The sequence below is a fragment of the Amycolatopsis sp. WGS_07 genome (genome assembly GCF_045278895.1).
In the GTDB taxonomy this organism is placed as follows: Bacteria; Actinomycetota; Actinomycetes; order Mycobacteriales; family Pseudonocardiaceae; genus Amycolatopsis.
Window position 1 is genome coordinate 6,800,912 of sequence record NZ_CP136053.1, and the last position, 15,663, is coordinate 6,816,574.

General features: G+C 70.3%; 6 protein-coding genes. 5 read left to right on the top strand and 1 reads right to left on the bottom strand.

From position 1 onward, the window contains the following. The first annotated feature begins 109 nt into the window (after positions 1-109). The gene (locus RPX00_RS32045) at positions 110-1,924 is read left to right on the top strand and encodes an amino acid adenylation domain-containing protein (protein ID WP_406630955.1); all 1,815 of its coding nucleotides are present in this window, start codon (positions 110-112) and stop codon (positions 1,922-1,924) included. Between the two features lie 41 nt (positions 1,925-1,965). On the opposite strand, the gene RPX00_RS32050 is transcribed toward RPX00_RS32045, so the two are convergent. Then, positions 1,966-5,070 carry a non-ribosomal peptide synthetase gene (locus RPX00_RS32050; protein WP_406630956.1) on the bottom strand — a complete coding sequence of 1,035 codons (3,105 nt, stop codon included), beginning with the start codon at positions 5,068-5,070 and terminating at the stop codon, positions 1,966-1,968. Positions 5,071-5,221: 151 nt separating this feature from the next. On the opposite strand from RPX00_RS32050, the gene RPX00_RS32055 reads away from it, so the two are divergent. The 4 genes from RPX00_RS32055 to RPX00_RS32070 all read left to right on the top strand — a co-directional run bounded on the left by RPX00_RS32055 (position 5,222) and on the right by RPX00_RS32070 (position 15,570). Further along, positions 5,222-5,425 carry an MbtH family protein gene (locus tag RPX00_RS32055; RefSeq protein ID WP_406630957.1) on the top strand — a complete coding sequence of 68 codons (204 nt, stop codon included), beginning with the start codon at positions 5,222-5,224 and terminating at the stop codon, positions 5,423-5,425. Between the two features lie 152 nt (positions 5,426-5,577). Further along, positions 5,578-12,450: an amino acid adenylation domain-containing protein gene (locus RPX00_RS32060; protein WP_406630958.1), complete on the top strand. Its 6,873-nt coding sequence runs from the start codon at positions 5,578-5,580 to the stop codon at positions 12,448-12,450. Further along, positions 12,447-15,329 (top strand): amino acid adenylation domain-containing protein, encoded by a 2,883-nt coding sequence (locus RPX00_RS32065; RefSeq protein WP_406630959.1) that lies wholly within the window; start codon positions 12,447-12,449, stop codon positions 15,327-15,329. The genes RPX00_RS32060 and RPX00_RS32065 overlap by 4 nt, the downstream gene beginning before the upstream one ends. 25 nt (positions 15,330-15,354) lie before the next feature. Continuing rightward, the gene (locus RPX00_RS32070; RefSeq protein WP_378302414.1) at positions 15,355-15,570 is read left to right on the top strand and encodes a response regulator transcription factor; all 216 of its coding nucleotides are present in this window, start codon (positions 15,355-15,357) and stop codon (positions 15,568-15,570) included. Positions 15,571-15,663: the final 93 nt, after the last annotated feature.

Consider the following 15,663-nt stretch of genomic DNA (forward strand, 5'->3'; position numbering starts at 1 on the left):
CGATCGCGGCGGGCTGCCCTGCGGGAATGTCTGCTCGTTCGTCTCTGGTCCCCGCCCGAACGCCTGGTCATGCTCCAGTCGGAACCGTTCGACGCGGGAGGACGCCTTCATGACCATGCAACGCGGCGCGGACGTGCCGCTGCCCGATCTGTGCGTGCACGAGCTGTTCGCCCGGCACGCCGCCGAGGCGCCGGGGGCCGCGGCGGTGCGGTACGGGGACGAACGGCTGGACTACGGAGAGCTGGACCGGCGTGCCAACCGGTTCGCGCATCTGTTGCGGGCACAGGGAATCGGGCCGGAAACGCCGGTGGCGCTGTGCCTGGAGCGCGGCACGACGCTGCTGGTCGCGATGCTCGGGATCCTCAAGGCGGGCGGTTACTACGTCCCGCTCGATCCGGGTTATCCGCCGGAGCGGCTCGCGTTCATGCTCGGCGATTCCGGCGCGGCGGTCGCGGTGACCGAGCGGGCGCTGGAGGACCGGGTGCAGGCCGCACCAGCGGTGGTTTTCGCCGACGAGGCCGACCTCAGCGGCTGGCCGGACACCCCGCCGGTCGCGAATCTGGTGCCGGACAACCTGATCTACCAGATGTACACCTCCGGCTCGACCGGCCTGCCGAAGGGCGTGCAGGTGACGCACCGCGGGGTGGTCCGGCTGGTGCACGGTTCCGGGTTCGCCGATTTCGGGCCGGGCGAAGTGTTCCTGCTGCTTACCTCCCTGTGCTTCGACGTCTCGACGTTCGAGCTGTGGGGAGCGCTCGCGACCGGCGCGACGCTGGCGGTGCTGCCGCCGGGGGTGCCGACTGCGGCGTCGGTCGAGGAGGCGGTGCGCCGGTTCGGGGTGACGACGGTGTGGCTCAGTTCCGGGCTGTTCGGGCACGTGGTGGACGACCGGGTGACCGCGCTCGCCGGGGTGCGGCACGTCATCGCGGGCGGCGACGTCGTGCCGCCGGTGCAGGCGCGGCGGGTGATCGAGGAACTCGGCGCGGAGATGAGCAACGGGTACGGGCCGACCGAGTGCACGACGTTCGCTTGCGTGCACCGGGGCATGACCGTCGCCGACACCGCCGGGCCGATTCCGATCGGGAAGCCGATCGCGAACACCCACGCGTATGTCGCGGATGCCGATGGAGTGCCGGTCGAAGCGGGGGAACGAGGGGAACTGCTGCTGGGCGGGCCTGGTGTCGCGCGCGGGTATTTCCGGCGTCCGGCGCTGACGGCGGAACGGTTCGTCCCCGACCCGGCTGGCGGCGGCGGGCGGGTTTACCGCACCGGCGACGAGGTCGCGCTGCGGCCGGACGGCGCGTTCGCCTTCTTCGGACGGCTCGACCAGCAGGTCAAGATCCGGGGTTTCCGGGTCGAGCCGGGCGAGGTGGAAGCGGTGCTGACGGCGCATCCGCTGGTGCGGTCGGCCGTGGTGGTGCCGTACGAGCGCGACGGCGACCGGGTCCTCGCGGCACATGTGGTGGCACCCGGGGCGGACGCGGCTGAGCTGCGCGAATTCCTGGCTGCCCGGTTGCCCGCGCATCTGGTGCCGTCGCTGTGGTCCTGGCTGGCGGAGCTGCCGATCACGCCGAACGGCAAGGTGGACCGCGCGGCGCTGCCGGAGCCGGCGGAGAGCGGGCCGATCCAGGAGTTCGTCGCGCCGCGGACGCCGGTGGAGGAGGCGGTCGCCGAGGTGTGGCGGGAGCTGCTGGACCTCGAACGCGTGGGCGTCCACGACGATTTCTTCGCGGATCTGGGCGGACATTCGCTGCTGGCGACCCGGGTGGTGGCGTTGCTGGGGGAGCGGTTTCCGGTGGAGCTGCCGGTGAGCGCCGTGTTTGAAGCGTCCACAGTGGAGCAGTTGGCGGCCGAGGTGCAGCGGGCGGTGGCGGAGTATGTCGCGACACTGTCCGATGTAGACGTCGAGCACGCGTTGGGCTGAGGGATAGGCCGCGTCCGGGCGTTCTCGGACGCGGCCTTTGTTCATGCTTTTTCGATGACGGTGGCCAGTTCGGCGACGGTCCGGGCGGCGAAGAGGTCGCGCAGGGAGACCCGGACGCCGAGCTGCTTCCGGATCCGGGCGAGTACCCGGGTGGCCAGCAGCGAATGGCCGCCGATGCGGAAGAAATCGTCGTGCACGCTGATCTCCTCGACCCGCAGCACCTCCCGCCAGATGCCGGCCAGCGCGTGCTCCACGGCGGACGACGGCTGGGTGATCGGCTCGGCCCGCGCGGCACTGTCGGGCGAGGGGTCCGGCAGTGCCGCGCGGTCCACCTTCTTGCTTGGCGTCAAGGGCAGCTCCTCCAGGGCGACCCACTGCCCGGGCACCAGGTAATCCGGCAGCTGCGAACGCAGGCTCGCCCGCAGTGCGGCGAAGTCCGGTTCTCCTTCGGCCGCAACGACATAGGCCACGAGTGTCCGCTCCGGCAGGTCCTTCACCACCACGGCGGCCGCGCGGACCGCGGGATGGGCGTCGAGGGCGGCTTCGATTTCGCCGAGTTCGATCCGGAAGCCGCGGATCTTCACTTGACGGTCGAGCCTGCCGAGGAACTCGATCGTCCCGTCCGAGCGGAAGCGGGCGAGGTCGCCGGTGCGATACAGCCGCGCGCCGGGCGAATACGGGTCCGGCACGAACTTGTCCGCGGTGAGCCCGGGGCGGCGGAGGTAGCCGCGCGCGACGCGGAGCCCGCCGAGGTGCAGTTCGCCGGGGACGCCGACCGGCGTTGGCCGTCCGAGGGGGTCGAGCACGTAGACGCTGGTCGCGGCGACCGGGCGGCCGATCGGCAGGCTCGCCGCGCCGAGATCGGCGTCGTCGGCCCACTGCAGGAGGCTGGAGATCGTCGCCTCGGTCGGGCCGTAGCAGGCCACGAACCGGCCGGGCAGGCCCAGCTCGCGCCAGCGTCGGGCATCTTCGGTGGTCACGACGTCCGCGCCGACGTTCACCATCTTCAGGTGCGCGACCCGCGGATCGCGCGGCGCGAGCACGCCGAGCAGTTCGCGATAGTAGGCCGGGGTGAGGTTGACGCTGGTGATCCGGTGCCTGCCGAGCTGGTCGGCCAGCTCCTCGGGCTCCCAGAACAGCGGATCGCTCAGCACCACCGACGCTCCGGCCAGCAGCGGCGCGCCGATCTGTTCCAGCGAACCGTCGAACGCCAGCGAGGCGAGCGACAGGACCCGGTCGGCCGCGGTGATTCCGTACTCGCGCGCGATGACCAGCGCGTGTTCGGCGTAGGAGCCGTGCTGGATCTGGACGCCCTTCGGCCGACCGGTCGAGCCGGACGTGTAGATGACGTAGGCGAGATGATCCGGCTCGATCGTCCATTCCGGACTGTCCGAAGAGGTCTCGGCGATCTGGTCGAGGGTGACTACTGGGCAGCCTGAGTCGGCGAACAGGCTGGCGTAGCGTTCCTCGGTGACCACGGCGGCGGTGCGGGCGTCTTCGACGAGGTAGGCCAGCCGATCGGGCGGGTTCGCCGGGTCGAACGGGACGTAGGCCGCGCCGGATTTCAGCACGCCGACCAGCGCGATCACAGCGTCGACGCTGCGTTCTAGACAGACGCCGACGGTCGATTCCGGGCCGAGTCCGCTCGCGCGCAGGTACCGGGCGAGCCGGTTGGCGGCCGCGTCGAGCTGCGCGTAGGTGAGTTCCTGGCCGCCGCAGTGGACGGCGAGGCGGTCCGGGGTTTCGGCGGCTCGCTGGGCGAACAGGTCGGGGAAGCAGGCGGGCGGCGCCGCGTAGCTCGGGGCCAGTGCCCAGCTGGACAGCAGGTCCAGTTCGGCGGCCGGGGTCAGGTCGAGTTCGCTCACGCGCCGGGCCGGATTGTCGGCGATGCTTTCCAGCAGGCGCTGGAAACGGGCGGCCAGCCGGTGCGCGGTGGCGGGTTCGAAGAGGGCGGTCGGGTAGGTCAGGGTCCCGGTCAGCGAGCCGTCCGGCCGGTGCTCGAACTGCAGTCCGAGGTCGAACGACGCGGCCGTCCAGTCCACATCGGACTCTTCGACGTCGAGGCCGGGGAGCCGGAACCGCTGCGCGGGCACCTCGTGCAGGCCGAAGAACGCTTGCACCAGGGGGTTGCGGGAGAGGTCGCGGTCCGGTTCGAATTCGCCGACGAGCCAGTCGAACGGGACGTCCTGGTTGCCGAAGGCGTCCAGCGCGGTTCCGGCGACCTGGTCGAGGAAGGCGGTGAAGGCCGGGTCGCCGCCGAGGTCGGCGCGCAGCACCAGCGTGTTGACGAAGAACCCGGCCAGCCCCTCGACCTCGGCGGGGGTGCGGCCGGCGACCGGGCAGCCGACGGCGATGTCCGTGCCGCCGGTGTGCCGGGCGAGAAAGACCTGGTAGGCCGCGAGCAGGACCATGAACGGCGTGGCCCGGCGGGACCGGCCGAGCGCGGTGAGCCGTTCGGCGAGCGCGGCGGGCACCTCGACCCGGACGGCGGCGCCCGCCGGATCCCACACCGGTCCGCGCGGACGGTCAGCGGGCAGCTCCAGCGGGGTCAGCCCGGCGAGCCGTTCGCGCCAGTAGGCGAGCTGGCCGCCGAGCCGGGTTTGGGCGTCTTCCCGTTGCCATAGAGCGAAATCCGCGTATTGGATCGGCAAGGCGGGCAGCTCGGGCAGGGCTCCGGCGTGGAACGCGCGGTACAGCTCGGCGAGTTCGGCGGCGAGGACGTCCCAGGACGCGCCGTCGAAGGCGATGTGGTGCACGACGATCAGCAGCACGTGGTCGCGCGCGTCGAGGCGCAGCAGCCGGGCGCGCAGCGGCAGGTCGGTGGCGAGGTCGAAGGGCACGGTCAGCTCGGCGGCGACGACGGTGTCCACCTCGTCCTCGGTGACGCCTTCGATCGGCAACGGCACCTGCTGCGGCTTCCCGACGGCCTGGATCGGCACCCCTTCGCGGCTGCGATACCGCGTCCGCAGCACCTCGTGCCGGGCGACGAACGCGTCGATCGAGCAGCTCAGCGCGGGGACGTCCAGTTTTCCGCGCACCCGCAGCGTCAGCGGGAGGAGGTACTCGGTCCCGCCGGGCCGCAGCGCGTCGAGGAACCACAGTCTTTCCTGCGAGAAGGACAGCGGCAGGTCGCCGGGCATGGTCATGGCGCCAGGGTGGCGGCTTCCCGCCGATCGGCCCAGAGCCGGGACGGTGCGCGCGTTGCTGCGCTTTCTTCTCTGCCGCGCCGCCGCCCGCGCGGGAAGGCTCGGCTCGCGACGGGACGGGTGTGCCCGGCGCGAGGACGAGGAGGACCGGATGAGCGAGGACGAACGCACCTACGGCGTCGTGCTCAACGACGAGGAGCAGTACTCGATCTGGCTGGTCGGCCGGGAGCTGCCGGCGGGCTGGCGCTACGAGGGGAAACGCGGTCCGAAGCAGGAGTGCCTCGACCACATCGACGAGGTCTGGACGGACATGCGGCCGAAGAGCCTGCGCGACCGGATGCGCGCCTCCGCCTAGTTCCCGCCGGTTCCGCAGCCCGCCGACCACCGCCCGCTGTCCGCTGTCCGCTGTCCGTGAAGGACTCCTTGAGGGAATCGGATTCCGTCAAGGAGTCCTTCACGGACCGTCCGCCGGCCAGCCCCGGCCCCGATCGACCCGCAGGGGGAGCGATGACCACCGAACAGTCCCGGCGCGCGGAGCTGCTGCAGCGCTATCTGGCGAACGCGGCCCCGGCCCGTCCGGCGGCTGCGATGCGGGCCGATCGCGGCCGTCCGCTGCCGCTTTCCCCGGCGCAGCAGCGGGTCTGGGTGCTGGACCGGCTCCGGCCCGGCGGGACCGAATACGTGGTGACCGCGGCGTGGCGCCTGCGCGGCCCGCTCGACGTGGCGCGGCTGCGCGCATGCTGGCAGACGATCGTGTCGCGGCACGAGATCCTGCGCACCACGTATGCGGAACGCGACGGGGTGCCGGAGCAACTCGTCGGCGAGCCCGGGGTCGACCTGACAGTGCGGGACGTCGCGGCGGAGGACGTCGAGTCGGTCACCCGGGAAGCGGCGTCGGTGCCGTTCGATCTGTCGCGGGACCGGCCGTTGCGGATCCGGGTGCTGCGGCAGTCCGCCACCGAGCATGTGCTGCTGCTCGTCGTGCATCACATCGCTTACGACGGCTGGTCGACGTCGGTCGTCGCGCGGGAACTTGGGGCGTTGTACAGCGGGGAAACCCTGCCGGAGCTGCCGGTCCAGTACGCCGATTTCGCTTCCTGGCACCGGACCCACGCGGTCAGCGATCGGGTTTCGGAGCAGGTCGAGTTCTGGCGACGCCGTCTCGACGGAGTGGTGCCGCTGACCCTGCCGACGGACCGCCCGCGCCCGCCGGTGCACGATCCGCGCGGGGAAACCCTGCGGTTCACCGTGGACGCCGAACTGGGGGCGGCGGTTGCCGCGCTCGGCCGGGCGCATCGGGCGACCACGTTTATGGTGCTGCTGGCGGCGTATCAGATTCTGCTGAGCCGGTATTCGGGCCAGTCCGACGTCACGGTCGGCACGCCGGTTGCCGGACGTACGCGGGCCGAATCGCAGGATTTGATCGGACTGTTCCTGAATACCCTGGTGCTGCGGGCTTCGGTGGACGGTTCCTTGTCGTTCCAGGACTTCCTGGACCGCGTGCGTCGGGATACCCTTGACGCTTACGCCAATCAAGACGCCCCGTTCGAGCGGCTGGCCGACGAGTTGGCACCGGAACGAGATCTTTCGAGGAATCCGCTTTTCCAGGCCATGCTCGTGCTGCAGAACACCGCTTCCGCCGGGTTCGAGGCGGCTGGCGTCAGCGGCGAACAGGTACATTCTCCTTGGCACAGTGCGAAATTCGACCTGACGCTGGAATTGACCGAGCGTCCGGACGGGAGCCTGGACGGGGTGCTGGAGTATCCGGTCGCCCTGTTCGACCGGGATACCATCGCGCGAATGGCCGGGCATTTCACTGAGCTGCTGCGCGGGATTGTCGCGGATCCCGGTGCGCGGCTGGCGGAGCTGCCCTGGCTGCGTGATGCCGAACTGGCGCGGTGGAATGAGACTGATGTCGCGTATCCGTCCGGGACTTTGCTGTCGCTCGTCGCGGAGGGCGTGACTGCCCGCGTGGTTGCTGACGGTGTCTCGGTGTCCTATGTGGAGCTGGATGCGTTGTCGAATCAGGCGGCGCATTGGCTGAGGTCGCGTGGGGTGGGGCTGGAGTCGGTGGTGGGGGTTCGGCTGGAGCGTGGCCTGGAGATGGTGGTCGCGTTGGTGGGGATTCTGAAGGCTGGGGCGGCGTATTTGCCGTTGGATCCGGATTATCCTGAGGATCGGCTGCGTTTCATGGTCGAGGATTCGGGCACCGAGTTGGTGATTGAGCCGGGTGATCTGACTGGGTTGAATGAGCCGGTCTCGCCGGTGGATGTGCTGGTGCGGCCGGAGAATGCGGCGTATGTGATTTACACGTCGGGGTCGACCGGCAGGCCTAAGGGCGTGGTGGTCGAGCATCGCGGGATTGTGAATCGGCTGCGGTGGATGCAGGCGGAATACGGCCTGGCTCCGGATGATCGGGTGTTGCAGAAGACGCCGTTCGGGTTTGACGTGTCGGTGTGGGAGTTTTTCTGGACGCTTTCCGCTGGTGCGACATTGGTGATGGCTCGCCCGGGCGGGCATCGTGATCCGGCCTATCTCGCTGAAGTCATGGCGGAGGGGATTACGACCGCGCACTTCGTGCCGTCAATGCTGCGGGCGTTCCTGGCCGAGCCGGTGCCGTCGTTGCGCCGGGTGTTGTGCAGCGGTGAGGCATTGCCGGATGAACTGGCGGAGCGGTTCCACCGGGTGATCGGCGCTGAGCTGCATAATCTTTACGGGCCAACGGAAGCATCGGTCGATGTCACGGCGGATCGATGCCTGCCGGGAGAGCCCGTCACGATCGGCCGCGCGATCGCGAACACCCGGGTGTTCGTCGTGGATGCCGAGTTGCGCGAGGTGCCAGTGGGCGTCCCCGGCGAACTGGTCATCGCTGGGGTGCAGCTGGCGCGTGGGTACTTGAACCGGCCGTCGCTGACCGCCGAGAAGTTCGTGCCCGACCCGTTCGCGCGGACGCCCGGTGAACGGCTGTACCGCACCGGCGACCTCGCCCGCCGGTTGCCGGACGGGCGGATCGAGTACCGGGGACGGCTCGACCACCAGGTCAAGATCCACGGCAACCGGATCGAACTCGGCGAGGTCGAGACGACCCTGCTGACCCATCCCGACCTGCGCGCGGCAGCGGCCGCGGTGCACGACGACCGGCTGATCGGCTACTTCGTGCCCGAGCCAGGCTGGACCCCGGACCCGGCCGCGTTGCGCGCGCATCTGGCCCGCACGCTGCCCGAACCGATGCTGCCGTCGGTGTGGGTCGAGCTGGCCGAGCTGCCGCTGACCGCCAGCGGCAAGACCGACCGCAACGCCCTGCCCGCCCCCGAGGGCGAACGCACGACCCAGGGTTACGTCGCGCCCCGGACCCCGGCCGAAGCGTCGGTGGCGCGCGCGTTCGCCGCAGCGACCGACGTCGACCGGGTCGGTGCGGAGGACAGCTTTTTCGCCCTGGGCGGCGATTCCCTGCGCGCCATCCGGGCGGTGGGACTGCTGCGGGCGGAGGGGATCGAGGCGAACGTCGCGGACCTCTTCCGACAGCCGCGAGTGGCCGATTTCGCCGCCGGACTGGGCGGTCCGGCAGGTGCGGTGGAGGTGGTCGAGCCCTTCGCCCAGCTTACCGAAGACCAGCGCCGCGGGCTGCCGGACGACGTGACCGACGCCTACCCGCTGTCCCTCGCCCAGGCGGGCATGGTGCACGAAATGCTCGCCGGAGCCGACCGCGGCCTCTACCTGAACCACCTCGGCTACCCCGTGCACGAGGAGTTCCGCCTGGACGCGTTGCAGCAGGCCGCGAACCGGCTGGTCGCCCGGCACGAAATCCTGCGCACCTCCATCGACTTCGCTGCGGTCCCCGCCTTGCAACGGGTCCATGAGACCGCTCGCCTGACGGTGACCTGCGACGACCTCCGTGCGCTATCCGCCGATGACCAAGCCGAACGAGTGCGGCGCTTCCCTTTGGAGGACCGAGCGCGCGGTTTCGACCTGCTCCGCCCGCCGCTGCTGCGCCTGCACGTCCACTGGCTCGGCGATCGCGAATGGCGGTTGTCGTTCAGCTATGTGCACGCCATTCTCGACGGCTGGAGCCAGAACTCGCTGGTCGCCGAGCTGATCTCGGACTACCGCTCCGGCGCGGCAGGCCCGGTCTCGCCGCCTCCAGTGCGGTTCGCCGACACGGTCGCCCGGGAACGCGTCGCACTGGAGTCCACTGTGGACCGCGAGTTCTGGTCGGACCGCGTGCGTGCCGCCGAGCGATTCACCGTACCGTCCGGCTGGGCAGGTGAGGACGACGGAATCTATCGCACGGTGCGGGTACCGTTCGATGATCTGGCACCGCAATTGCGTTCCGTCGCCTCGTCGGCCGGGGTGCCGTTGAAGAGCTTGCTACTGGCCGCGCACCTCACCGTACTGCGCACGGTCGCCGGACACGACCGGCCGTTTCAGACCGGCGTGGTGACCAACAGCCGGCTCGAACGCGCGGGCGGCGACGAGGTTCGGGGAATGTTCCTGAACACCGTGCCGTTCGCGGTGCCCTCGGACGCGCGGGACTGGCCGGAACTGGCTCGCGCGGTCTTCGCGGAGGAGACCGCGATGTGGCCGCACCGGCACTTCCCGCTGCCCGCGATGCAGGCGGCTTGGGGTGGGCAGATTCCGCTCGTCGACGTTTTCTTCAATCATACGGACATGCACGTGCTCGCGGAAGCACTGGTTGATCTTGCCGAGGTCGCCGACAGCACGCCCAACGAGTTCGGCCTATCCGTCTCGACCGTGCCCGGTGCCTTTGTGTTGGAGGCGTTCACCCACCGGATTTCCTTGGTGCATATGGACTTCCTGGCGCGGCTCTACCGGCATGTACTGGAACGGATCGTAACCGCGCCGACCTCGAACCCGCGCCGCAGCGGTCTGCCCTCGGCGGATCGGGCCGCCCTGCTGCGAAACCCGGCACGGACTCCTGTCTTCGACCAGACCCTGCCGGAACTCTTCGCCGTCACTGCGGCAGGGTGTCCCGCCGCAGTGGCCCTGCGATGCGGCGACGTGACGCTCACCTATCAGGAATTGTCGGTGCGGGTCGGTAAACTGGCGGGGTATCTGAGGGACAGCGGAGTGCGGCGCGGGTCGTTGGTCGGCGTGCTGCTCGATCGCGGTCCGGCGCTGCTTGTCGCGCTGCTGGCCGTGCACCGGGCGGGTGCGGCGTATGTGCCGATCGATCCGCGTTATCCGGCTAAGCGCGTGGGTTACGTGCTGGCTGATTCGGGTGTGGAGGTGGTGATCAGCGAGGAGCCGCTGGCCGGACTGCTTGCGGAAACGGCTTGCTCGACGGTGCTGGTGGACCGGGACGCGGCGGCGATCGAGGGCGGTCCGGTGGTGTCGTCGGGTCGGGATGCTGCTGTAGTTGCGGCTGGCGTGGCGGTGCCGTCGGGCCGAGATGCTGCGGCTGGCGGAGTGGTGCTGCCGGGTCCGGATGCTGCTGTGGTTGCGGTCGGCGGGGCGGTGCCGTCGCGTGGAGCTGCGGCGGCGATCGAGCCTGGCCCGACGGTGCGGCCAGGTCAGGATCCGGCCTCGGTTGTAGCTGGCTTGGCTGTGTCGCCGGACCGGGAAGCGGTGGCTGCGGCCGACTCGGCGGTGCGGTCCGAGCCAGGCACTGCTGTGGTTGCGGCCGGTCCGGTGGTGTCGTCGGGCGGGGCTGAGGCGGCGATCGAGCCTGGCCGCACGGTGCAGCCAAGCAAGGATCCGGTTGCGGTGGAGCCTGCTTCGCCCGTCCCGTTCGAGCGGGATGGCGGGGTGGTCGCGGCTGGCCCGCTGCTGCCGTCGGGTCGGGATGCGGTGGCGGCTGGCTCAGCGCTGCCGTCGGGTCCGGATGCCGTGGCGGTCGGTGTCCGCCCGACGGTGCCGTCGGGCAGCGACGCGGCGAGGGCTGACGTTTCCCCGGCGCCACCAGGTCGCGATGCGGCGGCCATAGAAGTCCGCGTACCGGGCCGGGAAGGCTCTGCGGCCGTCGACACGCCGAATATTCCGGTGCCGCGACCACACGGGGACGAACTCGCCTACGCCATCTACACCTCCGGTTCCACCGGCCAGCCCAAGGGCGTCCAGATCACCCACGCCGCCCTCGCGAACTTTCTCCTCTCCATGCGGGACCGTCCAGGCCTCGCGCCTGGAGCGGCAGTGCTCGCCCTGACCACCGTGTCGTTCGACATTTCCGCGCTTGAGTTGTATCTGCCTCTCCTGGTCGGCGGGCAGGTGATCCTCGCGAGCGCCGAGGAGTGCGTTGATCCGCAGCGGCAGGCGGCGTTGATCGAGCGGACTGGGCCGTCGGTGGTGCAGGCGACTCCGTCGGGCCTGCGGTTGCTCGTCGATTCGGGGTGGACGCCGCCGGCGGGGCTCGCCGTGTTCTCGGGCGGCGAGAAGCTGCCGGGGGACCTCGCGCGGCGGCTTACCGCGGGCGGGGCTCGGCTGTGGGATCTCTACGGTCCTACCGAAACGACGATCTGGTCTACCGTCGCCGAACTCGGCCGGGATGCCGTCGTGGCGTGGGAGCCGGTCGCGAATACCGACGTTTACCTGCTCGGCGACGATCTGGAGCCGGTTCCGCTGGGGGTCGTCGGGGAGGTCTGGATCGGCGGGGACGGGCTCGCGCGCGGGTACGCCGGGCGGCCGGGGCTGACGGCGGAGCGGTTCGCGCCGGATCCGCACGGGGTTCGGCCTGGCGGGCGGCTTTATCGGACCGGGGATCTGGCGCGCCGGCGGCCGGACGGATCGGTGGAGATCCTCGGTCGCGCCGACGATCAGGTGAAGGTCCGCGGGCATCGGGTCGAGCCGGGCGAGGTCGAGGCGGTGTTGCGGGCGGATCCGCGGGTGCGGGACGCGGTGGTCCAGCCGAGCGCGACCTTGGACGGCGTGGAGTTGACCGCGTATGTGGTCGCGCGGGGGGAACTGTCCATTGCGGACGTCCGGAAAGGACTGTCGGGCACCCTGCCGGATTACCTGGTGCCCAGCGGGTTCGTGCTGCTGCCGGAACTGCCGCGGACTCCGGCGGGGAAGCTCGACCGGGCCGCGTTGCCTGCGCCTGAACCGGCGGTGCGGGAGCGTTCGCATGTCGCGCCGCGCGGGCCGGTGGAGGAGATGGTCGCGGGTGTGTGGGCCGAGGTGCTCGGGATCGAGCGGATCGGCGCGCGTGACGATTTCTTCGATCTCGGCGGGCATTCTGTTGCCGCTACTCGGATCTCGGTCCGGCTTCGGGCGGCGCTCGATGCCGACGTTCCGGTGCGGGCGTTGTTCGATCACCCGACGGTCGAGGCGCTCGCCGCGGCGGTCGCCGGGTATCCGCGGCTCGCGTCGGAACCGGCGGCTCGGGCGACGATCCGGCCGCGTGCGAGGGTGAGCGAGGACGTATGAACGAGACGTTGCTGTCGCTCGTTGCCGAGGGCGTGACTGCTCGCGTGGTTGCTGAGGGCATCGAGGTGTCCTATGTGGAGTTGGATGCGTTGTCTAATCAGGCGGCGCATTGGCTGAGGTCGCGTGGGGTGGGGCTGGAGTCGGTGGTGGGGGTTCGGCTGGAGCGTGGCCTGGAGATGGTGGTCGCGCTGCTGGGGGTTCTCAAGGCGGGGGCGGCGTATTTGCCGTTGGATCCGGATTATCCTGAGGATCGGCTGCGGTTCATGGTCGAGGATTCGGGTGCTGAGTTAGTGATTGAGCCGGGTGACCTGACGGATCTTGACGAATCGCGACAGCCGGTGGATGTGGTGGTGCGGCCGGAGAACGCGGCGTATGTGATTTACACGTCGGGGTCGACTGGGCGGCCCAAGGGTGTGGTGATCGAGCATCGCGGGATTGTGAACCGGCTGCGGTGGATGCAGGCGGAGTACGGTCTGACGCCGCAAGATCGGGTGTTGCAGAAGACGCCGTTCGGGTTTGACGTGTCGGTGTGGGAGTTTTTCTGGACGCTCTCTGCCGGTGCGACGCTGGTGATGGCGCGGCCGGGCGGGCATCGTGATCCGCAGTATCTCGCCGAGGTGCTGGCCGACGGGATCACGACGGTGCATTTCGTGCCGTCGATGCTGCGGGCGTTTCTGGCCGGGCCGGTGCCGTCGCTGCCGCTGCGGCGGGTGTTGTGCAGTGGCGAGGCGTTGCCGGACGAGCTGGCGGAAAAGTTCCACCGGGTGATCGGCGCTGAGCTGCATAATCTTTACGGGCCAACGGAAGCATCAGTCGACGTTACGGCGACACAATGCTTGCCGGGGGAGACAGTCACGATCGGCTATCCGATCGCGAACACCCGCGTCCACCTCCTCGACGGCGAGCTGACGATCGCGGGGGTGCAGCTGGCGCGCGGGTACCTGAACCGGCCGTCGCTGACCGCGGAGAAATTCGTGCCTAACCCCTTCGCGCAGACGCCCGGGGAACGGTTGTACCGCACTGGCGATCGAGCCCGGCAGCGCGAGGACGGCGCGTTCGAATACCTGGGCCGGTTCGACCATCAGGTCAAGATCCATGGGAACCGGATCGAACTCGGCGAGGTTGAGGCTGCTCTGCATTCGCACCCGGCGATCGCGGCGGCGGCTGCTGCGGTGCACGACGACCGGCTGGTCGCGTACTGCGTTTACCGGGCGGGAGCGGAGCCTTCGACGGCTGAGTTGCGGGCGCATCTGGCCCGCACCCTGCCGGAGCCGATGCTTCCGGCGGTGTGGACTTCGCTGGCCGCGCTGCCGCTCACCTCGAGCGGCAAGATCGATCGCAACGCCCTGCCCGCGCCCGACGGTGGACGTCCGGCGCTCGGAGTCGCTTACGTGGCACCGAGGAACGGGGCAGAGCAAGAGATCGCGGAGATCTGGGCGGACGCGCTCGGGGTCAGCCCGGTCGGCGTCCACGACCCGTTCCTCGAGCTGGGCGGTCGGTCGCTGGCCGCTACCCGGATCTGCGCCCGGATCTGCCGCGCGGCCGGGCGGCGGCTGTCGGTCGCGGATCTGTTCACCGCGCCGACCGTCGCGGAGCTGGCCGAGGTAGTGGCCGCAGCGCCGCGTACGGCGGAGGTCCAGAGTGGACAGAGGGCGATTTCGGCGGCGCAGCACCGGATGTGGTTTCTCGATCAGCTGTCCGGGCCGTCCGCGACGTACACCATGTATGAGGCGTACCGGTGCACCGGAGAGCTGGACGTCGAGGCGTTGCGGGAAGCGTTGGCGCAGGTGGTCCGGCGGCACGAGAGCTTGCGCACGACGTTCCGGAGCCGTCGCGGCGAGCCTGAACTGGTCGTTTCCGCGGAAGCGGACGTGCCGTTGACGGTCGTGGACGGCTCGGCGGAGGAGATCGTCGACGCGGAGATCGGCAAGCCGTTCGATCTGGCGCGCGGGCCGTTGCTGCGGTGCACGGTGATCCGCGGCGAGCCTGGGCGGTTCACGCTGCTCGCGGTGATCCACCACATCATCGCCGACGACACCTCGATGGAGGTCTTCTGGCGCGACCTCGCCGAATGCTACGCCGGGCGGGCTGCCGCCTTGCCGGAGCTGACCGTGTCCCACACGGCACCGGATCAGTCCGGGCTCGAATACTGGAGGTCGGCGTTGAGGGGTGCGCCCCCGGCGATCGAGCTGCCGGACAGTCTTCCGCGACCGGCTCGTCAGGCGCAGCTGGAAGGCACGGTCGAGTTTTCCGTGCCACAGCACGTCATCAGCGCGCTGGACACGGTCGCCACCGAGGCGGGCGCGACGGGGTTCATGGCGTTGCTCGCCGCGTTCGTGCTCGATCTGCGCCGGGCGACCGGGCAGGACGATCTGGTGGTCGGCACTTTCGCCGGCAACCGGCCGTCGGTCGAGGCCGAGGACCTGATCGGGCTGTTCGTGAACACGCTCGCGCTGCGGGTGCGCCTGCCGGGCGATCCGGCGTATCGGGAGGTGCTCGACGCGGTGCGGGAGGCGGTGCTCGGGGGTTTCCGGCATCAGGACGTGCCGTTCGACCAGGTGGTGACGGCGGTGCGGCCGCCGCGCGATCTGAGCCGGAACCCGGTGGCGCAGGTGGCGTTCCAGTCGCTCGGGCCGCTCGCGGACCGGCTCCGGCTCGACGGGGTCCGGGCGGAGCCGTGGCGGGCGGGGCAGGGCGGGAATCCGTTCGACGTGCTGGTGACCGTCCGCGAGCATCCGGACGGGCTGGCCGGCACGCTGCATTACGACCGGGCGCTGTTCGCCGAGGCAGCGGCCAAGACGATGGCGGACCGGTTCGTGCAGGTCGTCGAGACGGTCGCGGCCGCGCCGGGCACCCGCGGCTCGGAGCTGCCGGGGTGAGCGCGGCCGCCCGTACACTGGGCGGGTGGACGGCGAGACGGCATACCGGCCGCAGCTCGGCGAACGCGAGCTGCGGGTGCTGCGGCTGGTCGCCGACGGGTACAGCAACAGCGAGATCGCGGCCGAACTCGGCTGGTCGGAGCACACGGTGAAGAACGCGCTGTACGACCTGATGGCGACGCTGGGCGTCCGCAACCGGGCGCACGCGGCGGCTTACGCGGTGCGGAACGGCCTGATCTAGCCCGGTGTCCGTACCCGCGGATCCGTGAAGGACTCCTTGCGGGAATCAGATTCCCTCAAGGAGTCCTTCACGGACGGCGAACCCCGCGGCGCG

Coding starts and splice junctions, on each gene's coding strand:
- RPX00_RS32060 (WP_406630958.1), top strand. CDS start 5,578: ATGACCACCGAACAGTCCCGGCGCGCGGAGCTGCTGCAGCGCTATCTG.
- RPX00_RS32065 (WP_406630959.1), top strand. CDS start 12,447: ATGAACGAGACGTTGCTGTCGCTCGTTGCCGAGGGCGTGACTGCTCGC.
- RPX00_RS32045 (WP_406630955.1), top strand. CDS start 110: ATGACCATGCAACGCGGCGCGGACGTGCCGCTGCCCGATCTGTGCGTG.
- RPX00_RS32055 (WP_406630957.1), top strand. CDS start 5,222: ATGAGCGAGGACGAACGCACCTACGGCGTCGTGCTCAACGACGAGGAG.
- RPX00_RS32050 (WP_406630956.1), bottom strand. CDS start 5,070: ATGACCATGCCCGGCGACCTGCCGCTGTCCTTCTCGCAGGAAAGACTG.